Source organism: Geothrix sp., from assembly GCF_049292215.1.
Lineage (GTDB): Bacteria > Acidobacteriota > Holophagae > Holophagales > Holophagaceae > Geothrix.
Genome location: NZ_JBATQW010000070.1, coordinates 22,906 through 44,852 on the forward strand (window position 1 = coordinate 22,906; position 21,947 = coordinate 44,852).

Below are 21,947 nucleotides of genomic sequence, written 5' to 3' on the forward strand. Positions count from 1 at the left end.
GGACTGCCTTCAGCGCTGAGCTTGTTCCAGCGCCTCCAGCGCCGCCTCCCAGTCGCTCATGGCGTAGGCCAGGTCCGCCTCCAGGTCCTTCTGGGCGTCCAGGCGGGTGCTGAAGGCCTGCCAGTCCGTGGGATCCATGGCGGCCATTTCCTTCTGGAGCTCCGCCAGACGGGCTTCCAGGTCCGCCACCTTGGCTTCCGCCTCCGTCACCTGCTTCTCGAAGCGCTTGATGGCCCGCTGTCTGTCCTTGTCGACGGCCACCGGCTTGGCGGGGGGGCTCGGTGGCTTTGCCGCCGAGCTGGGCTTCGCCTGCGGCGCAGCGGGTTTCTTGGAGGGTTCGGGCTCCTGGCTGCCGGCTTCGTCTTCACTGCCAAGGTCGAGGTCGACCCAGGCCTGGTGGTCCTCGTAGCCGCCTTCGCGGAATTCGGCCTTCCCTTCGTGGATGCGCAGCAGGGAATCCGCCACGCGGCCCAGCAGGTAGCGGTCGTGGGTCACCACGATGGCGGCGCCGGTGAAGCTCAGAATGGTGTCCTCCATGGCCTCCATGCTGGGGATGTCCATGTGGTTGGTGGGTTCGTCCAGCAGCAGCAGGTTCACGCCGTGGCGGATGAGGGTGGCGATGCTGAGCCGGGCCCGCTCGCCGCCCGAGAGGGCCGTGACCGGCTTGTCCACCTCATCGCCGCGGAACTGGAACTTGGCCAGGAACCCGAGCACGTCCTGCTTCACGGCCTGGGGGGTCACGCCGTGGATCTGCTGGAACACGGTGTTGCGGGGATCCAGGTTGCGGTGGTGCTGGTCGAAGTAACCCACCTTCACCTGGCTGCCCAGACGGGCCTGGCCGGTGATGAAGGGGATCTCCTCCGAGATGGCCTTCAGCAGGGTGGATTTGCCGGTGCCATTCAAGCCCACGATGCCCATCTTCTGGCCACGCTTGATCTGCAGCTGCTCCAGGGGCGCGTAGAGCGGCTGCCCGCCCCAGCCCACGCTGGCGTTCTCCAGCACCAGGGCCACGTCGCCGCTGCGCTGGGTCTCGGGGAAACTGAACTTCACCTTGCGCCGATCCCGGAGGGGTTTCTGGATGCGGTTCAGCTTGGAGAGGTGCGTGCGCCGGCCCCGGGCCTGCTTGGTGTTCTGCCCCGCGATGTTGCGGCGGATGTAATCTTCCTGGTTCTTGATGTAGGCCTGCTGCTGCTCGTAGTGTCGCTCCAGCAGTTCCAGCTCCTGTTCCTTCTTCTCCATGAACTCCGAGTAGTTGCCCTCGTAGACCCGCGAGCGCCCCTGCTCCAGCTCCAGGATCTCGGTGGCGATCTTGTCCAGGAAGTAGCGGTCGTGGCTGATGATGGCCACGGTGGCGTCCACCTCCTGGATGAAGCCCTCCAGCCAGCGGAGGCTCGGCAGGTCGAGGTGGTTGGTGGGCTCGTCCAGCAGCAGCAGGTCCTGTCCCTTGAGGATGGCCTTGGCCAGCATCACGCGGCTCTTCTGGCCACCGGACAGGGTCTCCACGCTGCGCTCGAAATCCGCTGCGCTGAAACCCAGGGATTGCAGGATGCTCTCGGCCCGGGCCCGGATGGTGAAGCCATCCAGGTGCTCGAAGGCCTCGGTCACCTTCTGGTAGCGCGCCATCACGTCCGTGAGGTCGGCGCCAGCCTCGCCCATGCGGTGCTCCAACTCGCGCATCTCATGCTGCAGCTTCTCGACGTCGCCAAACGCGGCCAGGGCCTCTTCCAGCACGCTGCCCTGGGTCTCAGGCACCAGGTCCTGGGCGTAGTGGCCCATGCGGATGCCGCGTTCCTTCGTGGGTTTCACGACCGTGCCGGCATCAGCCTCCAGGTGCCCCAGCAGCAACTTGAAGACGGTGCTCTTGCCGGCGCCGTTGCGGCCGATGACGCCCCAGCACTCGCCCTCCTGGATGGCCCAGGTCACGTCCTTCAGCACCTCCTGGGGGCCGAAGCGCAGGTCGACGTGGTTGAGGGATGCGAGCATGGGAAGATTTCAACCTTCAGCAAGAAGGCCACCTTGCGGTGGCCTTCTGGTTGGTGGAGCCAATCGGGATCGAACCGACGACCTCTTGCATGCCATGCAAGCGCTCTCCCAGCTGAGCTATGGCCCCAATCGGGAAGAACCAGTATCCCACCCCTTCCGCGCTTCTGCAAGCACCGATCAGCGGGGAGCCAGCCGCAGCCTGAGCCCCACCTGGATGCGGTCGGATTTCAGTTTGTTCCAGGCCTTGAGGTCCTTCGCCGACACCCCGTACTTGCGGGCGATGGTGGCAAGGGTCTCCCCCTTCTGGACCCGATGGACTGTCGCCGGGCTGGTGGGGCTTGGAGCCGCTTCGGCTGCGCCGGGAAGGCGGACCTCGTCCCCTGGGTGCAGACCTTTGGCAGCCTCGGGGTTCAGGCGCAGGAGCTCGCCGAGGGTCACCTGATGGCGCCGCGCCAGCTTCGCCAGCGTATCGCCAGCCTTCGCGCGGAGCGTGTTCCCGGTTGAGGGGGCGGTCGGCGGAGTTGGCGCAGGAGATCCGGGATTCGGAAGGACGGCCGGGACCTTGGGCGGGACTGGCTCCGCCACCGGTGGCTCCGGCCGGGAAGGAGCCTGACTCTCCGCTGGCGTTTCCAGGTCCCGGGGCGCCGCCGGAAGCGGCGGCAGCGGGCGATCGCCGAGGGACTTGACGCGCTCAGCATTGGGAACCAGGTCCCGGGCCTCCACGGGCGACACAGGAGGCGGGGGCACCAGCAGCCGTCTGCCTGGCTGGAACTGGTTCACCGTCAGGTCGTTGGCGAGCAGCAGGTCCTCGGGACCCAGCTTGAAGCGCTTGGCCACCTTCCCAAGGGTGTCGCCCTTCTTGACGGTATAGCTCTTGAAGTCGAGCCGCTTCCCGTTCGGCATGTGGGCCAGCTGACGCAGGCAAGCCATGGCCTTGCCCGGCGGCACCCGCAGCAGGTAGGCCCCTGGGGGGGTGGAACCTCTCAGGAGTTCCGGATTCAGGGCTTTCAGCGTGGCGGCGTCGGTGCCCGCGCAGCGGGCCAGCACGGTGAGACTTGTCATGGAGGGGACGGGAACCGTCTCATAGGCATAGGGCGCCAGCGGTACGATCCTGAGCCCGTAGCGCTCGGGGTTCCGGCCTACCAGGATGGCGGCGCAGAGCTCCGGAATGTAGTTCTTCGTCTCAGTTCGCAGCCACCGGGAACGTGCGAGGTCCCAAAAGTTTCGGGTGCCGACGTTCTGGATGGCCCGCTCCAGCGTGAGCGGGCCGGCATTATAGCTGGAGGCCGCCAGATACCAGTCGCCGGTGATCTCGTAGAGCCGCTTCAGGTATCGCGCCGCAGCCCGGGTGGCCTTCACGGGATCGCGGCGTTCCTCCACCCAGGCCGTGCCCTTCAGTCCGTAGATGCGGCCCGTGGAGCGGATGAACTGCCACATCCCCACGGCCTTGGCCCGGCTCTTGGCCTCGTTCCGGAAGCCGGATTCGATCACGGCAAGGTAGGCCAGGTCGGAGGGCACGCCCTCTTCGGCAAAGACCTGCCGGATCATGGGCATGTACTGCGTGGCCCGGCCCAGGGCGTTCTCCATGAAGCCCCGCTTGGTGGTGCTGAAGAGGCTCACCCACGTGAGCACCTTGTCATTCAGGTCGATGGGGTAGTCGTAGCTGGCGCCCCGCTCGGCCAAACGCACAAGCTCCAGTTCGGCGCGGAGTTCGTCGCCACTGATGGTGACCACCTCCTCCTGGGCCTTCAGACCCGGCTCCGGCTCGGCCGCATCTCCTGCGGGGATCTGCTCCTGGACTTCCTTCAATCGGAGGAGGAGTTCCTGCACCTCGGGCAGCTTCAGCAGCTCGGGGGACCAGTCTGCGGTGAGGGCGTCGGCCTCCTCGGACCTGCTTGCAGCCGTCTGTTCATCGCTGGTCTCGACGGCCTTTTCCGCCGCCTCCACCAGCACCCGCAGGCGCTGGACGCGGGCGACATCCGATTCCGGGGCCCGCGCCGGGGAGATGGTCACCGGAACCTGTGCCGGGGGCGGCGCCTGCAGCGGCACCGTCCCCCAGAGGAGGCTGGCCAGGACCAGAGCTGGCATGGGGCTAGTGGCTTTCCGCGCTCACCAGGGCCGCATAGGCGGTGGCGTCCAGGAGTCCGGCCAGATCGCTGGCCAGCTTGACTTTCACCATCCAGCCCTTGCCATAGGGATCTTCATTGACCGCCTCAGGGTGGTCCCCCAGCGAGGCATTCACTTCGAGGATTTCGCCGGCGGCGGGCATGTTCAGCTCAGAGACCGTCTTCACGGATTCGACCGTCCCGAATTCTTCACCCTCGGCGAAGGAGGTGCCCGCCTCTGGCAGGTCCACGAACACCACGTCGCCCAGGGCCTCCTGCGCATACTGAGTGATGCCCACCAGGGCAGTGCCATCGCCCGCGGGCTTCAGCCACTCGTGGTCCTTGGTGTATTTCAGGTCGGCAGGGAACATGGATCCTCCGGGATGGGTGATTGCACAGATGAGTGTGACTACCTGGTCCGCTTGTAGAAGGGCGTCGGAATGATCTCGGCGTTGACGGCCCGCCCACGGATCTCGACCTGAATGGTGCCGCCGACCTTGGCCAGCTCCGTGGGCACATAGGCCAGCCCGAGGTTGATGCCGCAGGTGGGGGAAGGCGCCGCGCTGGTGACGAAGCCGATCTGCTTGCCGTCCTGCACCACGGGCATGTGGTCGCGGGCGATGTCGCGCTTCTCGAGGGTCTTGAATCCGACCAGCTTGCGGGGGGCCGGAGCAGCCTTGGCGGCCAGGAGGGCCTCGCGGCCGATGAAGTCGCCGTGGTTCAGCTTCACGATCCAGCCGAGTCCGGCCTCCAGCGCGTGGATGGTGTCGTCGATCTCATGGCCGTAGAGGGCCATCTTGCACTCCAGGCGCAGGGTGTTGCGGCAGCCCAGGCCTGCGGGCAGCAGGCCCTTGGGCGTGCCGGCGGCCATGACCGCATTCCAGAGCCTTTCCGTATCCCCAGCGGCACAGTAGAGCTCGAACCCGTCCTCGCCGGTGTAGCCGGTGCGGCTGATGAGGCACGTGATGCCAGCCACCTCGCCATGGGTGAAGAAGTAGTACCCGATGGGCTCCAGCTGGGTTGCCGTGAGCGGCTGGAGGATCTCAAGGGACAGGGGACCCTGCAGGGCGATCTGACCCGTCACAGGACTTTCGTTCACCACGGTGCAATCAAAGCCGGGGGCGTGCTGCTGCACCCAGGCGAAGTCCTTGTCGGAGTTGCCGGCATTGACCACGAGCAGGAACTCCTCGTCTCCCTCCCGGTAGACGAGCAGGTCATCCACGAAGGTGCCGTTCTCGTAGAGAAAGGCCGTGTAGTGGACTTGGCCGATGGCCAGCGAGGAGACGGCGTTGGGCGTCAGGTGCTCCACCAGGGCCAGGGCCCCGGGGCCCTTCACGCGGATCTCGCCCATGTGGCTCACGTCGAAGAGGCCAGCCTTGGTGCGCACCGCCTCGTGCTCGGCGATGATCCCAGCCGGATACTGGACCGGCATGTCCCAGCCGCCGAAATCCACCATCTTGGCGTTCAGGACCCGATGGGCGGCATTGAGGGGCGTCTTCATCAGCTCAGACATCAGGGGCTCCGTGGCCATCCAGTCTATCGCCGCGGGACCCAGGGCAGAAGGCCTGGCAGTTCCCAGGTCAGGCACCAACGCCCTGTAGCATCGGTGCTTGTGACCATTCGCACATTCAAGGGCAGGACGAGGACGCCGGCCTCCGCGGCGCGATCCAGTTCTGCCGCATAGACCGGGTCGATCTCCCGCGCGGCATCGAAGCGGTCCACGTCCGTGCGGTGGACGAACAGGGCGATGGCGGCGCGGTGCCCTTCCCGAACCATCGCCTGAAGCTCGCGCAGGTGCTTGGTGCCACGTTCCGTCACGGCATCCGGGAACAGGGCCCAGGGCCCCTCCTTCAGCGTGGTGTTCTTCACCTCGATGAAGACCTGGCGGTCCGCCCCGTCCAAGGCGAGCACGTCGATGCGGCTGCGCTCGGTCCCATACCTCACCTCGGTCCGGACGTCGTGCAGGCCCGTCAGGCCGGGCAGCGCATCCCGGCGGGCCGCCTCGGCCACGACCCGGTTGGGCATGCCCGTCTCCACGCCCACCCAGCCGCCTGGGCGTTCCACCGCCAGCCACGTGAACTTGAGCTTGCGCTCGGGGTTGGCCGCGGGTTCCAGAAGCACGCGATCCCCAGGCTCCCAGCAGGTCTTCATGGAGCCGGTGTTAGTTGTGTGGGCCGTAACGACGCTGCCGTCATCCAGCCGCACGTCAGCCAGGAAGCGCTTGTAGCGATGGATCAGCCGTCCCTCCACCAGTCCCGGTTTCTCGACCAGGATCATGGCCACCGGGCCAGGATCCAGTCGAGGGCGTCGGGGAGGCTCTCCGCCACGAGGTCTGCAGCGGATCCGTCCACCCGGGACCCGTAACCGGTCCGGACGAGGGCTACCTGGCAACCGGCCCGGCGGCCGGCTTCCAGATCGATGCCCTTGTCGCCCACCATCCAGGAGCGGGTCAGATCGAGGCCGTGCTCTTCGGCGGCCCGGAGCAGCATGCCGGGGTTCGGCTTCCGTTCCGGATGATCCGCCACGGCGTATTCACCGAGGGCATGCTCATGGTGCGGGGAAGCGTAGACAGCGTCGATGCGGGCATTCTCCAGTGCCAGCAGGGCATCCATGCGACTCATGACGGCGGCGAAGTCCTGCCAGCCGTACCTGCCGCGGCCGATGCCGCTCTGGTTGGTGACCACCACCACCGGGATGCCTCTGGCGTTCAGGCGGGCCACTGCGGCGGCGGCACCTGGGACCAGGACCAGCTGCTCCGGGTCGCTGAGGAAGTCGACCTCCTCGTTCAGGGTGCCATCCCGGTCCAGGAAGATCGCTGGCTTCAAGCTCCCGTTCACGGTCAAGGCACCCACTCCGCCACGCACACATCGAACTGGCGGGCACCCCGCGGGGCCCTGCCGCTGACCCAGAGCAGCTTCCTGCCATCCGGACTGAAATGGGGGAAGGAGTTGAACACGCCAGTCCAGGTGAGCCGCTCCAGGCCGGTGCCGTCCAGCCTGATCCGGAAGAGGTCGAAGCCCCTGCCCTTGCCTTCATTGTCGTGATGATTGGTGGCGAAGACGATGCCCTTCCCATCCGGCGTGAAGATGGGCGCGAAGGCCGCGCCCGGCAGGTTCGTCACCTGCCGCTTGCCGCTGCCGTCGGCGTTCATCACCCAGATGTCCATGTCCATGGGCTCCACCAGATGATGTTTCAGCAGCTCCTGGTATTTCGCGGAGGCCGCTTCGCCCTTGGGGTAGTTGGTGCGCCACACGATCAGCTTCGAATCGGGGCTGAAGACCGCGCCGCCATCGTAGCCCACCCCATCCGTGAGGCGCAGCAGATGCTGTCCGTCCAGGTCCACGCGCCAGACATCCACGTCCCCGCTGCGCTCGCTGGTGAAGATCACCCACTTTCCGTTGGGGGCGACGGTGGCCTCCGCGTCGTACCCGTGGGAGGGCAGGAAGGGCTTTGCATCAGAGCCATCGACGTTGGCGGTGTAGAGGTCATACCCCTGGAATACGGGCCACTGGTACTTCCCCGGCGTGAATGGTGGCCCCTCGGGGCACTCTGGGCCCGCCCCGTGGGTGCTGGCGAAGATGATCCGTTTGTTCCCAGGCAGGAACCAGCCGCAGGTGACACGACCCTTGCCGGTGCTGACGCGCTTTTGGCCGGATCCATCGGCACTCATGGTGTAGAGCTGATCGCATGGATAGCCATCGCGAGTGCTCTGGAAAATGACCTGCTTCCCGTCGTTCGACCAGTAGGCCTCGGCATTGGAGCCTGTGCCCGTGAGCTTCTGGACATGTCGGAGGTGGACCTCCTTCACGTGGCGGAGGCCATCGCTCGGTACGGTCTCCTCAGAGGGTGCAGGCTGGCCGTGGGCAGGGGCCTGGGCCGTGGATGGAAGGGCCAGAGCGGCCAGCAGAAGGAGCTTTCGGATCATGGAGGGAACCTGCCTTTCACAACAGTGACTTCGAAGAAGCATGGCAGAAGTGGCACACTGGTTTAAGAGTGCCAAACAAAACACCGACGAGGGCGGGTTCATGATCGACAAGCGCGTCAGCAGTGCCCTGGAAGCCGTGAAGGATATCCCCGATGGCGCCCACCTGGCCGTGGGCGGCTTCGGCCTCTGCGGAATCCCCGAGCACCTCATTTCAGCGCTGGCCCAGATTGGGGTGAAGGATCTCACCTGCTATTCCAACAACGCTGGCGTGGATGACTTCGGCCTTGGCATCCTGCTCAAGAACCGCCAGATCCGGAAGATGGTGAGCAGCTACGTGGGTGAGAATGCGGAGTTCGAGCGGCAGTTCCTCAGCGGCGAGTTGGAGGTCGAATTGGTACCCCAGGGCACCCTGGCCGAGCGTATGCGTGCGGGTGGCGCGGGTATCCCCGCCTTCTACACGCCCACAGGAGCCGGCACCACAGTGGCCGAAGGCAAGGAGACACGCCTGATCCGGGGCCGTGAGTGCATCCTTGAGGCGGGAATCGTCGCCGATTTCGCCCTGGTGAAAGCTTGGAAGGCGGACCGCCTGGGCAACTTGGTGTTCCGCCGGACAGCCCGCAATTTCAACCCCATGGCGGCCACCTGTGGTCTGGTCTGCATCGCTGAGGTGGAGGAGATCGTAGAGGTGGGAGCGCTGGATTCTGACGCCATCCACACACCGGGCATCTTCGTGCACCGTCTGGTGCTCGGCACGGGTTATGAGAAGCGCATCGAGAAGCGGGTGACGCGGCAAGGGCCTATTCCATCGGGAGGCTGATCCGCACGAGGGAGCCTTGTTCCGCCGGCAGGATCTGGACAGAACCGCCATAGGCCTTCATGAGCTGGCTGCAGTTGGGAAGGCCCTGCCCCGGCTTTCTGCCGGAGGTGGTGGCACCTCCCCGCAGATCCGTGAAGGGCTCGAAGGCCGTGGCAAGCAAGGCCGCATCAATGACGAATCCATCGTCCTCCACCTCCATCCGGAAGTGACCAGTCCCCCCCCAGGTCCTCAGGAGAATTCGCCTGGGCTGTCCCTGGAGCGCGTGGCCGATGAGCTGGTCGAGCAGTTCTGCGAAATCGGAATACACCCCGAAGATGAGATCCCTGGGGGCCTGGAAATTCAGTTCCACCGGCACGGCCTCGGGGAGCTTGGACTCTGCCCGGAGGAGTTCCAGCTCCTGACCCAGCAGATCGTGGAGATGAATCCATTCAGGGGCGTGGGCCTCACCCTGGCCCGCACGACGGAGCAGTCCGCGGACCAGGCCGTCCACCTGGGTGACCGCATCCCGGATCTGCTGCATTGCCCGGTGGCACTCCACCCGGTCTCCCGGAGCCGGCAGGTCCGGACGGTCCATGAAGAGGGAGAGTGAGGTGCTCTCCTGCTTGAGCACGCTGACCGGGCCCAGGAGCCGCTGAGCCATGCTCATGAAAAGGGTTCCAAGAGCCGTCTTCTCGTTTTGGGCCCCCAGCGCCCGCTGGGCCTCTTTCAGGGCTTCATAGGCCGCCTCGAGTCCTTCGTAGCTGGTCCCGAGAGCCCGGCTGGTATCGGCCAGATGGGCGATGAGTCCCGCATTCTCCAGACTCACCTGCAGAATGCCGGCATGGAGGGCTGCCAGCTCAGTCTCGAACGGCAGGAAGGGTTGATCCGGACGATCGGCGGCCAGGAAGCCCCAGAGATGCTGGTCTCCCGATCTGCTGCGAAGGGGGAGCAGCATGGCCTGGGCCTTGGGAGACCAGAGCCCTAGGTCGATGCCCTGTTCCCAGGGGCCTGTCTGGCAGAGGTCGCTGCCGGTGAGGATCGTTCCGTCGGGAAGGCCGCTGGCCCACAGGATCAGAGGGTGCGTCGAAGGAATGACGGCTGTCTCCATGAGGCTGCCGGGCGTCTTCTCCAACCCCTCGAAGTAGGCCCCGCTGCCGTGAGACCGGTAGGATCTGAGGCGATCGAGGTGGAGTTCCTCCTGGAGCTGACTCAGGACCCGGGACAGGATGTCCCTGTCGTTCACGATGGGAATGATCTCTTTGCTGAGGGACAGGAGGCGGGAGAGGTGATGGCTGCGCTGCTCCAGCTCGGACTGCGCCGCCAGAAGCTTCCTGTTGCCTTCCTGAGCTTCCTTCAGCTGCGTTTCCAGGTGTTCCACGACCTGCTGGCTGAACTGACGGAGGGCTGCGCCTTCCCTCCCCTGCTCAAGGTGGTCCCGCTGGCCGCCCAGGTAGGCTTCCACCTGGCCGACGAACAGGAAGGGGTCGATGGGTTTCGGGATGAACCCGTCGCAGCCCGTGACCAGGGCGGTCTCCCGGTCGCTCCGCATGGTCTTGGCGGTCAGGGCCACGATGAGCGTGGGGTCCATGCTGGTGTTCTGCCGGAGCTTGGTGGCCACCTCGAAGCCGGACAGGCCAGGCAGGTTGATGTCGAGCAGGATGAGCGCAGGCTTCAGCGCCAGGGCCAGGTCGCAGCCCTTGAGGCCATCCTCGGCCCAGTGCATCTCATAGCCGGCCTGGGACAGGAGGCGCTGAACCAGCCGCCAGTTCATGGGGTTGTCTTCAATGCAGAGGATGCGAGGGGCGTTGGTCATTGGCCTGCTCCTGCAGCCAGAGGCATCTCGACGACGAAGCTGCTGCCCTCGCCCTTGCGGCTGGTCGCGCTGATGCGCCCATGCATGAGGCTCATGAAGCGCTGACTGATGGCCAGGCCGAGACCGGTCCCGCCGAAGCGCCTCGTGATGCTCCCATCCACTTGCTGGAAAGGCTTGAAGAGGCGGTCCAATTCTTCGTCGCTCATCCCGATGCCGGAATCCTCGATGACAACCCGGAAGTTCCCTCCCACACAGCCCGCAGAGATTTGCACGGTGCCGGCCTCGGTGAACTTGATCGCATTCCCCGCCAGATTGGTGAAGACCTGCCGTAGCCGATCCCGGTCGCCCATGACCCGAATGTCCCCCTCTGGGGGTAGATACTTCAGGTCGATGGGGCGGCCCTTGACGAGGCCGACCGCCATGGCCCTGACTTCGTCGAGCAGTTGCACGGGATCGATCTCCTCCAACTCCAGTTCCATCTTGCCCGCCTCGATCTTGGAGAGGTCGAGGATCGAGTCGATGAGGTTGTGGAGGGCCCGTCCGTTCTGGTAGATGATCTGCAGGTCTTCCCGGGCCTCGGTCCCGAGTCGGCCCTGCGGATCCTGCAAGAGCATGCCCGAAAACCCGATGATGGAATTCAGGGGGGTGCGCAGCTCGTGGCTCATGTTGGCCAGGAACTCGTCCTTCAGTCGGTCGACCTCCTTCAGTTTCTGGTAGCTGACCAGCAGGTTGTCGTTGAGCTGGCGCAGTTCCTGGGTCTTCTCGTGGACCTTCTCCTCCAGCGTGTTGGCCCAGGCCTTGAGCTCGGAACGGCTCTGCTCCAGTCCGCGGGTCCGGTCCTGCACCAGCTGTTCGAGGTTGGCCCGGATCTCCTCCAGTTCCCAGATGGTCTCCATCAGCTGCCGGGTTCGCTCCTGGACACGGTATTCGAGCAGCCGGTTCTGGCGCTCGATCTCGTCCCTGGCGACCCGCAGCTTGTCCGTCATGACCTCGAAAGAGTGGCTGAGGTCCTGGATCTCATCCCGGGTGTAGACCTTGACCGAGACGGCTTCCAGGTTGCCCTGGGCGACCTTCTGGGCCGCCTCCGTCAGCTGGATCACTGGAAGGAGGTAGCGGTTGGAGAGGAATACGGCCACGCCAATGCCCAGGATCAGGGTGACCAGGCCCACGGCGAGGCTGGCCTTGATGTTCTCCCGAACCGCCCGCTGAGTCCCCTCCGTGGTGAACCCGATGATCAGGGTCCCCACCAGGTTGGCCCGGGGCTCTTCATAAAACACCGGAGCCACCGCCACGAGCATGTTGTCTTCGCGCCGGGTGTAGGTATGGGAGATGCCATCCTTCAGGACCTGGCCCGCAGCCCAGTCCGGCGTGGTGGAGGTGCTGTCAAGGGACTCTCCGTTGGAGCCATACACGGCGCTGAACCTGAAGGAGGGGATGTTCTGGACGCCCTGGAGTACCTTCGTGATGTCCCGGCTGTTCCCGGTGCTGACCGCTGGCCCCAAGGCGTAGCTCGCCGTCTCGGCAACCTGGCGTGCGCTCAGTTCTGCCTGGGCTCGGATCTGATGCTCCACCCACCGGGGGTAGTACAGCAGATTGAAGGCGATGAACGAGAGGACCAGAATGCTGATGACGGCACTCAGCTTGGTCTTGATGGAAATACGGTACATGGAGGGGGGCCCGGGAACGGCTTCCAGCCTAGCAGTTGCCTTACAACTTGAAGAGGTTCACTTCCCGATTGAGCATGTGGACCTGGGCCCCGAGCTGCTCCACCGCCCCGCTGGAGATTTCGATGGCCTTCTCGCTCTCGATGGCCTTGCCCAGCACCCGGTTCATGGTCTCCTTCAGCGAGACCACATGGTCCTCCTGGCGCGCCAGAATCTCGTGCAGGTTGCTGGCCAGGGCGCGCACCTGCTCGGTGGCCTTGGCAATCTCGTCGCTGCCGGTGCTCTGTTCCTTGGTCGAATCCCGGACCACGGCCGTGGCCTGCTGGACATTCATGGCCAGGGACAGGATGTAGTTGCTGGTCTGCTGCTGTTCCTCGATGACCGACCGGATCGTTTCCACCTGGTTGTGGATGTTCCGGTTGGCCTCGTGGATCAGCGAGGCCTGGCCGGCCTGCTGGAGGGTCTCGCTGAGGATGCTCTCCACCACGCTGTCGGTCTCGCTGACTGACTCAAGGATGGCCTGGAGGGCCTCTTGGCTCTGCCCGACGGACTCGGCCCCATCGCGGACGGCATCCAGGCCCAGTTCCACCTGCTGATAGGCCTTCCGGATCTCGGATTGGAGGGTTCCGATGATCTGCTGGATCTCCTGGGTGGAGCGGGCAGTCTGCTCCGAGAGCTGCTTGATCTCGTCGGCGACGACGGAGAAGCCCTTGGCCTGCCCGTCTCCCGTGCCCCCCTGGGACGCGATGATGGCGGCATTCAGGGCCAGCAGGTTGGTTTGCTGGGCATGGTCCCCGATGTAGTCGAGGATCTTGGCGATATCGGCTCCCAGCTGCAGCAGAGTCCGGGTGGTCCCGTGGAAATCCTGCACGACGCGCTCGATGACCTGGATCTTCTCCCGGTTCCGGGCCACCAGCTCCATGCCCCGGCCAGCGTTGTGGATCACCTTCTTGGTGTAGCGCTGGGCGATCTTGACGCTGTCGTCGATGGCCGAGGTGCTCTGCTCCAGGTTCTCCGCGAATTCCTTGGTGTGCTCTGCGTGCCCGGCCAGATGGTCGATGTTCTTGCCAACGTTCTTGATGGCCACATCGAAGTCCCGGATGGCGGAGGTGATGCCCTCCACGACCATCAGCAGCTCGTCCATGCTCTGGTTGATCTGCTGCACACTGGCGGCCATCTCCACGATGGTCGCGTTGGTGCTCTCCGAGGCGAGGCTCAGCTCCATGGAACTGGCGCTGATCCCGATGGAGGTGTCGGTCAGCTCGTTGATCTCCTGGTGGAAGGCCTCGATGAGCTCGCGCTGCCCCTTGTTCGAATGGCGGATGCCGTCGCCCGATTCCCGGATCTGGGCAGAGGCCTTGGCCAGGTCCCGGCTGGCGGACCGGATCTGGACCACCATGCCCCGCAGGCTGCCGACCATGTGCCCGAACCCCTGCACCAGGGCGGACACCTCGTCGTCGCTGTAGACCGGATCGAGCCGGTCGATGCGGCCCTCGCCGACCTGCTGGGTGTTGCGGCTCAGCAGTAGCAGCGGTTGCTGCACATCACGAAGGATCAGGGGGATGAAATACATCAGGAAGACGCCAGCGAGCACAAGGATGGCCATGTTCGGTCGCAGGGCCCGCCAGATGGCGTCGGCATATTCCGCTTCGGGGATCACGGCCCGGAGCTCGGAACCATCCGGAAGGTTCTGACTGACGACGATGTCCCCACCTCCGGCGGGTTGGATCTTGGAACCAAGGATGCCCCCGCCCCGGCCGGCGGGCAGGCGCAGGGATACGCCCCCACCCGCGCCCAGCTTCAGGGTGCTGAGGAAGGCGTCGAGATCTTCAGGCGTGGTGTTCATCTCCGACACGAACACCACGGAATCCGCGAGGTTCGCCAGTTCGTTGCCTGCGTAGCTCGCCACCTTGGTGCGGATGGACGACTGCAAGGTGAGACCCGACACGAGGATGGAGAGCAGCAGCACGCAGCCCGTGATGCCCAGGACGCCGAAGCCGAACTTGGCCCTGAGGCTGGTGGTGAAGCGCGCCAGGGAGTCCGAGAAGCCCGGCTGCCCGGCCAGGATCTTGAAGACCTTCATCAGGTTCCGTTTGGCCAGGAAGTACTGGCAGACCGCCCCCAGGGCTGCCAGCACCCCGAAGATGGCCATGGTGATGAAGCTCACCCAGAGGCTCTGCCCCAGGTAGAGCTTGACCCACAGGTAGGTCGCGAAGCACAGCCCCATGGCCAGCAGGAACAGCAGGAGGGAGGCGACCTGGGGGAAGCGGGTCAGGGTTCGATAGACGTCCGGACCCAGCGGTTGGTCCATCAGGACTCGCCCGAGATGCCGGAGGTGGAGCAGGGAACAGCCGGCCACCCCGACTAAAAGAGCTGCCGTGACCAGCAGCCCCTTGGCGCTGAGACGGAAGCCCTGCGGGGCGGCCAGCAGGAACAGGACGGTCCCAACGAAGAAGCCGAGACCCCAGATGATCCAAATGCCCTGGCGGAGCCGACCGAGGATCAGCTCAGCATCGGCCCGGCCCAGACGGACGGGGGCCTCAAGCCTGAGTTCAGGCAGGGATCCAGAGATGGAATCGGGCTGCGCCATACTCGCGTGTTTCGGCCAGGTTCCACCCGGGCTGTAATTCCAGCGTGGTCTTCCGGTCCGTTTCGAAGACCAGCACCCCCCGCGGGGCTACCCATGAGCGCAGTCGGCCGGCTTGCCGGGCCCACAAGGCGGCTCCCGTCTCGTATGGTGGATCCAGGAAGATCACGGCCTGATCCCGGAAGGCGTCTGCTTTCAGACGGTTCACATCTACCCGGAGGGCCTGCACCGGGGTTCCCGCGAGGTTCTTCCGGAGGCAGCTCCAGCCGGGTTCACCCGCTTCCACGCACACCACCGGCCCGTAGCCCCTGGAGTGGGCTTCAAGCCCCACGGCTCCCGTTCCCGCGCAGAGATCCAGGAAAGATCCCTGTTCCCAGCGCTGGAGGATGGAGAAGAGGGCCTCCCGGGCCCGGTCGGCCGTGGGCCTGACCTTGAGGTCCCCGGCCGGTGGCGCCACCAGGCGGCGTCCCTTCAGGGTTCCTGCGACCACCCGCATGCAGGGATCAGTAGGCCCAGCGGAGCAGCGTGGCGCCCCAGGTGAACCCGGCGCCGAAGGCGGCCAGTGCCACCAGATCGCCCTTGGCCATGCGCTTCTCCTCGAAGGCCTGGTGCAGGGCGGTGGGGATGGTGGCCGTGGTGGTGTTGGCGAAGCGGTCGATGTTCACCATCATCCTGGAAGGGTCGAGCTCCAGCCGCTTGGCCGCGGCGTCCATGATGCGGATGTTGGCCTGGTGCGGCACGAAGAGCTTGAGCTGGTCGCCGGTGAAGCCGTTCCGGTCCATCAGCAGCTTGCTGTTGTCGGCCATCTCCCGCACGGCGTTCTTGAAGACCTCGCTGCCGGCCTGGTGGATGTAGTGCTCCTTGGCCGCAACCGTCTCGGCCGTGGCGGGCTTCAGGGAACCGCCAGCCGGCATGTAGAGGAAGCAGCCGCCGGAGCCGTCCACCTTGTGCTCGAAGTCGAGGATGCCCAGGCCGTCCTCAACCCGCTCCACGATGGCCGCTCCTGCCCCGTCCCCGAACAGCACCGAGGTGGCCCGGTCCTCCAGGTTGATGATGGTGGACATGATGTCCACGCCCACCACGCCCACCCGCTTGACGCCGCCAGCGGCCACCATGCTGGCGGCGGTGGTGAGGGCATACAGGAAACCCGAGCAGGCCGCGTTCAGGTCGAAACCGAAGGCTTTGGTGGCCCCCACCATGTGCTGGATTCGACAGGCCGTGGCGGGGAATAGGGTGTCCGGCGTCACCGTGGTGACCAGGATCAGGTCCAGCTCGGAAGCCTTGAGCCCACGGTTATCCAGGGCCATCTGGAGGGCTGGCGCCCCCAGCTCGGAGGCACCCACGCCGGGCTCGACCCAGCGGCGCTCACGGATGCCGGTGCGGGTCCGGATCCATTCATCATTGGTCGCCATGATCTTGGACAGATCGTCGTTGGTGACCACCCGAGGGGGGAAACACTGTCCAGTTCCGGTGATGCCAACGGGGGCGGCAAGGCGACGGTTCAAGGGGCCTCCGGTACGAAACAGCCATCATCGCACGAAGCCCTCCGCCCCGTCAGCGGTCGCCCCGGAAGCGCCGCAACATCGCGATGAGGCGGACCGGGTCCAGCACGCGGAGTTCCTGGCTCCCCAGCAGGAGCAGACCACTGCTCCAGCTGCTCACAGGGTCATTCTCATCAGTTTCGCGAAGGAGGGGATCGGACGCCTCGATCATCCCCATCATCCGGTCGATGGGGATGGCCAGGCGGGGACGCAGCACGGCCATCGCCGTGGGGCTCCCCACCTGGTCCGGGCAGCCCGGGAGATCCTTCCAGGCCAGCACGGGCAGGAATTCGCCCTGGAAGATCACCACGCCCTGGATGCCCTGGGGTCGGCCCGGAAGGGGGGACACGGCTTCCATGGCCACCACCTCCCGGAGGTCCCGCGTGGAGAGGGCCAGGTCCATCCCGGAGGCCTGCACATGGAGCCAGGAGCCCTGCTCAGACACGGGCCACCCTCCTCATCAGGGAGTCCATGGCCAGCCCAAGCATGGCATCGGGATCCAGGACCCACAGGATGCCTTCCTCCTGGACGCTGCCCCCCATGATGCCGGAGGTGTGCGCCAGCTCGGGCAGGCTGCGCAGCAACACTTCCCCCCGGCCCACGATCTCATCCACGCCCAGGGCCACCTCGACGCTCCTGGAGGAGGCGCCCTGATGGCCCAGCACCACGAAGGCCTTCTGTCCGTCGGGTTCCGGCAGGCCGAGGCAGGCCTGGAGGGATTCAAGGGGCAGGGACCTGCCCAGCACCTGGACCTGGTCGCCCCCCCGGCAGACATGCCGTCCTGCCTGCACGCGGATGACGCTGGACAGTGGGATTCCGAAGGACTGTCCGGCGCCGCGCACCTTGAGGCAGCCCACCACTGCCCGGCTCAAGGGAAAGGTCAACCGGATGAGGCTGCCCCGTCGCACCTCACTCGAGAGGTGCACCTCGCCGCCCAGGGCCTCGATTTCGGCCCGCACCACATCCATGCCCACACCCCTCCCGGACAGCTGGGTGGCCTGGTCGGTGGTCGAGAAGCCGGGTGCCAGGGTCAGGCGGTGCAGGCGCTCCGGGGTGTGACTCTCCCCCGCCTTCAGGAGCCCCAATTCGATCCCGCGGGCCTCGATGCGTTCCAGGTTGAACCCCCGCCCATCGTCCCGGATGTCGAAGCGGAGGTTCCGCCCCCGCTGGGAGGCGGAGATCCGGAGGGACCCGGCCTCGCTCTTCCCCAGCGCAGCCCGCTCCGAAGGGGGTTCCAGGCCGTGGTCCACGGCATTCCTCACCAGATGGAGAAACGGCTCCGTGAGCCGCCCGAGGATGCCGCGCTCCAGCTCCAGGTCGCCACCCTGGAAGGCGAGCTTGACCGGCTTGCCAGTGTCCCGGCTCAGTCCCTTCACCATGGGCTCGATGCGGGAGAACAGGCTTTCGACTTTGACCATCCGCATCTGCAGCAGGGACTTCTGGACATCCAGGAGGCCGTCTTCCATCTGCCCCAGCAGCGCCATGGGTCGGTCGTCGTCATTGACCAGCCGGGTCCGGTTCAGGAGCAGGCTGGCCGCGTCCCGCAGCTGCCCGACCGCCATCAGGCGGGATTCCAGGGCCTCGACCCGGTGGGCGGGAAGCCGGAGGATCTCCACCTCCTGTGGCTGGGGAGCCGAGGAGGCCGGGGTTGGGGGAGCCGGCTCGGACGGCGGCGCCTCGGCAGCCTGGACAGGTTGCTCGCCCCTGAGGCTGGCCGGCACCCGCGTGGGATCCGCCAGCAGCGCGGTTCCCAGGAGCTCCCCCTCCAGCACCGGCAGCCGATTTGAATCGAGCTCTGGGCAGGCGATCATCAGGAGAAAGGCCAGCCCCTCCCGGTCCTCAGGGGCATCCCAGGGCAGCGTGGAGATGAGCTCTCCGAACGCACCCAGAGCCTCGCTGTAGACGCGCAGGCGCTCGTCGAAGGTCGCAAAATCCAGACAGATCCTCACGCCATGGATCGGCATCCCGCCCATGAGGAGGGAGGTCACCCGGGTGTGCTCGTACTCCGAAAGGGCCTTCATGACGTCGGGCGGCAGGTCCAACATCGCCGTGAGGTCCTGGGCCCCGCCCTCCGCTGGTCGGGCCATGGCTTCCAGCTCTCCCAACTGCCGGCGGAGGGGCTGCAGGTAGTCCTCCGGCTCCGAGTGGCCCCGGCGCAGCCCGGCCATGCCCGATTCCAGGGCCAGGATGCCGGCCTCCAGGGTCTCGACCAGCGAGTCCGTGGAGCGCAGGCGCCCCTTGCGCATGAGGTCGAAGATGTCCTCCATGCGATGGGCGGCCTTGCTGAAGCTGGGGAAGCCCAGCATGCCCGCCATCCCCTTGAGCGTGTGCGTGGTCCGGAACAGGGCATTCACCGAGGCCTGGACCAGGTGGGCCGGCTGGGGATCCTTCAAGCTGGCAAGGATCTGCCGGGCCTGCGCGAAGAGGTCCTCGAACTCTGCCCATACATCGTCGAAGGATTGGTCCAAGCGAAAGCCCCCGGTTACTGAGGCATCGGCAGGGGGGGGTGGAGTCTGGAATCCCGACCGCCCCCCCTGCACTACACTTGGCCCATGCGCACCCTCGCCGTCCTGCCCTCCCGTTTCCAGGCCTCACGGTTTCCGGGCAAGCCCCTGGCCCTGATTGCCGGAAGACCCATGATCCAGTGGGTCTTCGAGGCGGCGCACCGGGCCCGGGGCGTGGACCGGGTGCTGGTGGCCACGGACGACGAGCGGATCGCTGCCGCGGTCAGAGGGTTTGGCGGCGAGGCCGTCATGACGGACCCCGCCCTGCCCTCCGGCACGGATCGCGTCGCGGCCGCCGCCGCCGCCCTGGGGGAATCCTTCGATTGCATTCTCAACATCCAGGGGGATGAGCCGGCCCTGCACCCTGACACGGTGGCGGCGGTGGTCGCCCTGATGGTGGCCCAGCCGGACCTCCCCATCGCCACGGCCGCCTGCCCCTTCGCCCACCCGGACGAGCTCTTCAACCCGAACGCCGTCAAGGTGGTGGTGGACGATCGCCAGCGGGCCCTCTACTTCAGCCGCAGCCCCATCCCCTACCTGCGGAACGGTTCCATCTTCGAGCTGGATTTCCGGCCCTGGATGCAGCCCAGGCAGCTGGGCCACTTCCGGCGCCATCTCGGCATCTACGCCTACCGGCCCGAAGCGCTGCGTGCCTTCACTCAGCTGCCGCCACACCCGCTCGAGCAGTTGGAGATGCTGGAACAGCTCCGGGCGCTGGGGGCGGGCCTAGCCATCGGCGTGGCCGATACGCCGCACCTGAGCCTGGGCGTGGATGTACCGGCGGACGTGTCGGCCGCCGAGGCCCTGCTTCGGGAGCGGGGGTTGGCGCGGTAGACTCGGGAGCCGGGCCCCAGCCCGTCCCCGCCAGGAGCAGCGCGTGAACCACCATAAAGTCATCGTGATTGGCACAGGCCCCGCCGGGTACACCGCCGCCCTATACACCTCCCGGGCCAACTTGGCCCCCCTGGTGTTCGAGGGGGTCCAGCCTGGCGGCCAGCTCACCATCACCACCGAGGTCGAGAACTTCCCCGGCTTTCGCAAGGGCATTGAGGGGCCGGCCCTGATGGAAGAGATGCGGGAGCAGGTGCTCCGCTTCGGCACCACCATCAAGGCCGAAACCGTGCTCAAGGCCGACCTCCAGAGCCGCCCTTTCCACCTCACCACGGACAAGGGCGACTACACTGCCGACGCCGTGATCATTGCCACCGGCGCCTCGGCCATGTGGCTGGGCATCGACAAGGACGAGCAACTCTCCCGCACCGGCGGGGGCGTCAGCGCCTGCGCCACCTGTGACGGTTTCTTCTTCCGCGGGAAGGAGATCGCCGTGGTGGGCGGCGGCGACACCGCCGTGGAGGAGGCCACCTTCCTCACCAAGTTCGCCACCAAAGTCCACCTCATCCACCGCCGGGACAAGCTGCGCGCCTCCAAGGCGATGCAGGAGCGCGCCTTCAAGAACGAGAAGATCCAGCCCGTCTGGAACAAGGTCGTGTTGGACGTGCTCACCGCCACCCACGAGACGCCCATGGGCGAGAAGGTCGAGAAGATCCGCGCCCTGAAGCTGAAGGACACAGTGGACGGCAGCGAATCCGAGCTGCCCGTGGAAGGCCTCTTCGTGGCCATCGGCCACAAGCCGAACACAGGCCTCTTCACGGGCCAGCTGCCCATGGACGAGACCGGGTATCTCCAGGTGGAAAAGGGCTCCAGCCGGACCTCCATTCCCGGTGTCTTCGCCTGTGGGGACGTCCAGGACCACACATACCGCCAGGCCATCACCGCCGCCGGCAGCGGCTGCATGGCCGCAATCGACGCCGAGCGCTGGCTCGCAGACCAGGGTCTCGCGGAGTGAATGAGCAGCACCTCGAACCCCTGATCCGGCATCCCGAGGGCCGAGCCCTCCGGGCGGAAGTGGACCTGGGCTGCATCGGGCGGAACCTAGCCCGCCTCCGGACCGCGGCCGGGGGCCGCGAGGTCTGGGGCGTGGTCAAGGCCAACGCCTACGGCCACGGGGCCGTCCCCGTGGGTCGGGCCTTGGCCTCGGCTGGCGCCCATGGCCTGGCGGTGTCCAGCCTGGAGGAGGGTCTGGAACTGCGCCAAGGTGGCCTCACCGGCCCCATCCTCGTGCTGGGCGGCCTCCGCCCGGAGGCCCTCCCCGCCGCCTGCTCGGAGGGCTTGACCATCGCGGTTGTCGGTCCCGAGCACCTGGCCGAATATGCCCGGATCCTGCCCAGTCACCCAGTCCAGCTCCACCTGAAGCTGGATACGGGCATGGGCCGCTTCGGCCTGCTGCCGTCCGAGCTCGGAGACTGCCTGACCGCCCTTGGGCAGCTCTCCCCCTGGATCGAGGGGGTCATGGGCCACTTCGCCACGGCCGACGACCCTGACCAGGGCTTCGCCCTCCGGCAGCGCCGGGTCTTCGAGGGCTGCCTCGCCCAGTTGGCCGACGCGGGCCTCCACCCGGTGCAGCGCCACCACGGCAACAGCGATGCCTGTCTGCGCAACCTCCTGGACCAGGACACCCACCTCAGGCCCGGACTGGCCCTCTTCGGGCTCACGACCCTGCCAGAGGGTCGGCAGCTCGGCCTGGAACCGGCCCTGGCGCTCGTGGCGGAGGTGGCCCGGGTCAAGACCGTCCCCACCGGAACCACCGTCGGATATGGCCGCACCTTCGTGGCCCCACAACCCATGCAGATCGCCACGCTGGCCTGCGGCTACGCCGACGGCTACCGGCGTGACCTGGGGAACCGCGGCGTCGTCGGTTTCGCCGGTCAGACCTTCCCGGTGGTGGGCCGCGTGTCCATGGACTACCTGACTGTGGCCCTGCCCCTGGGCGTCCAGGTGGATCCCGGTGATCCCATGACCCTCTACAGCACCGATCCGGCTGCCCCCCACGGCCTTGAGCGGGTGTCCCAGGTCCTTGGCACCATCCCCTACGAGCTGACCTGCGCCCTCCACCGCCGCATCTCCCGGCGTTATTTCCCTTAACCCTCAGCCGATCCGCTCTACCATGAGGGACTTCCCTTCGGTCCTTC

The 21,947-nt window shown here is 66.4% G+C and carries 18 protein-coding genes and 1 tRNA gene; 4 read left to right on the top strand and 15 right to left on the bottom strand.

Annotation, left to right across the window (positions count from 1 at the left end; translation table 11 throughout):
* Window positions 1-9: 9 nt before the first annotated feature.
* The 8 genes from WAS25_RS11910 to WAS25_RS11945 form a co-directional block, all read right to left on the bottom strand.
* On the bottom strand, window positions 10-1,983 hold the full coding sequence (locus WAS25_RS11910) for an ATP-binding cassette domain-containing protein (RefSeq protein WP_422312348.1): 1,974 nt from the start codon (window positions 1,981-1,983) through the stop codon (window positions 10-12).
* Between the two features lie 51 nt (window positions 1,984-2,034).
* Window positions 2,035-2,110 (bottom strand) — tRNA-Ala (locus WAS25_RS11915).
* Window positions 2,111-2,160: 50 nt separating this feature from the next.
* Window positions 2,161-4,071, bottom strand: coding sequence for a LysM peptidoglycan-binding domain-containing protein (locus WAS25_RS11920; protein WP_422312350.1), 1,911 nt, complete (start codon window positions 4,069-4,071; stop codon window positions 2,161-2,163).
* A gap of 4 nt (window positions 4,072-4,075) precedes the next feature.
* On the bottom strand, window positions 4,076-4,459 hold the full coding sequence (gcvH, locus tag WAS25_RS11925; RefSeq protein WP_422312352.1) for a glycine cleavage system protein GcvH: 384 nt from the start codon (window positions 4,457-4,459) through the stop codon (window positions 4,076-4,078).
* Window positions 4,460-4,497: 38 nt separating this feature from the next.
* Window positions 4,498-5,601, bottom strand: a complete 1,104-nt coding sequence (gcvT, locus tag WAS25_RS11930; protein WP_422312354.1) for a glycine cleavage system aminomethyltransferase GcvT — start codon at window positions 5,599-5,601, stop codon at window positions 4,498-4,500.
* A 23-nt stretch (window positions 5,602-5,624) separates the two neighbouring features.
* A complete protein-coding gene (gene sfsA / locus WAS25_RS11935; RefSeq protein WP_422312356.1) occupies window positions 5,625-6,365 on the bottom strand; it encodes a DNA/RNA nuclease SfsA in 741 nt (246 codons plus the stop codon).
* Window positions 6,362-6,925: a D-glycero-alpha-D-manno-heptose-1,7-bisphosphate 7-phosphatase gene (locus WAS25_RS11940; RefSeq protein ID WP_422312482.1), complete on the bottom strand. Its 564-nt coding sequence runs from the start codon at window positions 6,923-6,925 to the stop codon at window positions 6,362-6,364. Before WAS25_RS11940 ends, sfsA begins: the two co-directional genes overlap by 4 nt.
* A 2-nt stretch (window positions 6,926-6,927) precedes the next feature.
* The gene (locus tag WAS25_RS11945; protein ID WP_422312358.1) at window positions 6,928-8,013 is read right to left on the bottom strand and encodes a TolB family protein; all 1,086 of its coding nucleotides are present in this window, start codon (window positions 8,011-8,013) and stop codon (window positions 6,928-6,930) included.
* Between the two features lie 100 nt (window positions 8,014-8,113).
* Between WAS25_RS11945 and WAS25_RS11950 the strand changes: the two genes are divergently transcribed.
* The gene (locus WAS25_RS11950; protein ID WP_422312360.1) at window positions 8,114-8,830 is read left to right on the top strand and encodes a CoA transferase subunit A; all 717 of its coding nucleotides are present in this window, start codon (window positions 8,114-8,116) and stop codon (window positions 8,828-8,830) included.
* Here WAS25_RS11950 and WAS25_RS11955 read toward each other — a convergent pair.
* The 7 genes from WAS25_RS11955 to WAS25_RS11985 are packed head-to-tail and all read right to left on the bottom strand — an operon-like array spanning window position 8,811 to window position 18,882.
* Window positions 8,811-10,622, bottom strand: a complete 1,812-nt coding sequence (locus WAS25_RS11955; RefSeq protein ID WP_422312362.1) for a response regulator — start codon at window positions 10,620-10,622, stop codon at window positions 8,811-8,813. The two genes, WAS25_RS11950 and WAS25_RS11955, sit on opposite strands and share 20 nt — an antisense overlap.
* Window positions 10,619-12,289 carry a sensor histidine kinase gene (locus WAS25_RS11960; protein ID WP_422312364.1) on the bottom strand — a complete coding sequence of 557 codons (1,671 nt, stop codon included), beginning with the start codon at window positions 12,287-12,289 and terminating at the stop codon, window positions 10,619-10,621. The genes WAS25_RS11955 and WAS25_RS11960 overlap by 4 nt, the downstream gene beginning before the upstream one ends.
* 40 nt (window positions 12,290-12,329) lie before the next feature.
* Window positions 12,330-14,876: a methyl-accepting chemotaxis protein gene (locus WAS25_RS11965; protein ID WP_422312366.1), complete on the bottom strand. Its 2,547-nt coding sequence runs from the start codon at window positions 14,874-14,876 to the stop codon at window positions 12,330-12,332.
* Window positions 14,839-15,369: an RsmD family RNA methyltransferase gene (locus WAS25_RS11970; RefSeq protein WP_422312368.1), complete on the bottom strand. Its 531-nt coding sequence runs from the start codon at window positions 15,367-15,369 to the stop codon at window positions 14,839-14,841. Before WAS25_RS11970 ends, WAS25_RS11965 begins: the two co-directional genes overlap by 38 nt.
* A gap of 7 nt (window positions 15,370-15,376) precedes the next feature.
* On the bottom strand, window positions 15,377-16,378 hold the full coding sequence (locus WAS25_RS11975) for a beta-ketoacyl-ACP synthase III (RefSeq protein ID WP_422312370.1): 1,002 nt from the start codon (window positions 16,376-16,378) through the stop codon (window positions 15,377-15,379).
* A 49-nt stretch (window positions 16,379-16,427) separates the two neighbouring features.
* Window positions 16,428-16,859, bottom strand: a complete 432-nt coding sequence (locus tag WAS25_RS11980) for a chemotaxis protein CheW (RefSeq protein WP_422312372.1) — start codon at window positions 16,857-16,859, stop codon at window positions 16,428-16,430.
* A complete protein-coding gene (locus WAS25_RS11985; protein WP_422312374.1) occupies window positions 16,852-18,882 on the bottom strand; it encodes a chemotaxis protein CheA in 2,031 nt (676 codons plus the stop codon). The genes WAS25_RS11980 and WAS25_RS11985 overlap by 8 nt, the downstream gene beginning before the upstream one ends.
* 84 nt (window positions 18,883-18,966) lie before the next feature.
* Here WAS25_RS11985 and kdsB point away from each other — a divergent pair, with 84 nt between their 5' ends.
* The 3 genes from kdsB to alr are packed head-to-tail and all read left to right on the top strand — an operon-like array spanning window position 18,967 to window position 21,900.
* Window positions 18,967-19,752, top strand: coding sequence for a 3-deoxy-manno-octulosonate cytidylyltransferase (gene kdsB, locus WAS25_RS11990; RefSeq protein ID WP_422312376.1), 786 nt, complete (start codon window positions 18,967-18,969; stop codon window positions 19,750-19,752).
* Window positions 19,753-19,795: 43 nt separating this feature from the next.
* The gene (gene trxB / locus WAS25_RS11995) at window positions 19,796-20,764 is read left to right on the top strand and encodes a thioredoxin-disulfide reductase (protein WP_422312378.1); all 969 of its coding nucleotides are present in this window, start codon (window positions 19,796-19,798) and stop codon (window positions 20,762-20,764) included.
* Window positions 20,761-21,900 carry an alanine racemase gene (gene alr / locus WAS25_RS12000; RefSeq protein ID WP_422312380.1) on the top strand — a complete coding sequence of 380 codons (1,140 nt, stop codon included), beginning with the start codon at window positions 20,761-20,763 and terminating at the stop codon, window positions 21,898-21,900. Before trxB ends, alr begins: the two co-directional genes overlap by 4 nt.
* Window positions 21,901-21,947 lie beyond the last annotated feature (47 nt).

Excerpts from the sequence above, each read along its gene's own strand:
- WAS25_RS11910 (WP_422312348.1), bottom strand. The coding sequence starts at position 1,983 with ATGCTCGCATCCCTCAACCACGTCGACCTGCGCTTCGGCCCCCAGGAG.
- WAS25_RS11920 (WP_422312350.1), bottom strand. The coding sequence starts at position 4,071 with ATGCCAGCTCTGGTCCTGGCCAGCCTCCTCTGGGGGACGGTGCCGCTG.
- gcvH (WP_422312352.1), bottom strand. The coding sequence starts at position 4,459 with ATGTTCCCTGCCGACCTGAAATACACCAAGGACCACGAGTGGCTGAAG.
- gcvT (WP_422312354.1), bottom strand. The coding sequence starts at position 5,601 with ATGTCTGAGCTGATGAAGACGCCCCTCAATGCCGCCCATCGGGTCCTG.
- sfsA (WP_422312356.1), bottom strand. The coding sequence starts at position 6,365 with ATGATCCTGGTCGAGAAACCGGGACTGGTGGAGGGACGGCTGATCCAT.
- WAS25_RS11945 (WP_422312358.1), bottom strand. The coding sequence starts at position 8,013 with ATGATCCGAAAGCTCCTTCTGCTGGCCGCTCTGGCCCTTCCATCCACG.
- WAS25_RS11950 (WP_422312360.1), top strand. The coding sequence starts at position 8,114 with ATGATCGACAAGCGCGTCAGCAGTGCCCTGGAAGCCGTGAAGGATATC.
- WAS25_RS11955 (WP_422312362.1), bottom strand. The coding sequence starts at position 10,622 with ATGACCAACGCCCCTCGCATCCTCTGCATTGAAGACAACCCCATGAAC.
- WAS25_RS11960 (WP_422312364.1), bottom strand. The coding sequence starts at position 12,289 with ATGTACCGTATTTCCATCAAGACCAAGCTGAGTGCCGTCATCAGCATT.
- WAS25_RS11965 (WP_422312366.1), bottom strand. The coding sequence starts at position 14,876 with ATGGCGCAGCCCGATTCCATCTCTGGATCCCTGCCTGAACTCAGGCTT.
- WAS25_RS11970 (WP_422312368.1), bottom strand. The coding sequence starts at position 15,369 with ATGCGGGTGGTCGCAGGAACCCTGAAGGGACGCCGCCTGGTGGCGCCA.
- kdsB (WP_422312376.1), top strand. The coding sequence starts at position 18,967 with ATGCGCACCCTCGCCGTCCTGCCCTCCCGTTTCCAGGCCTCACGGTTT.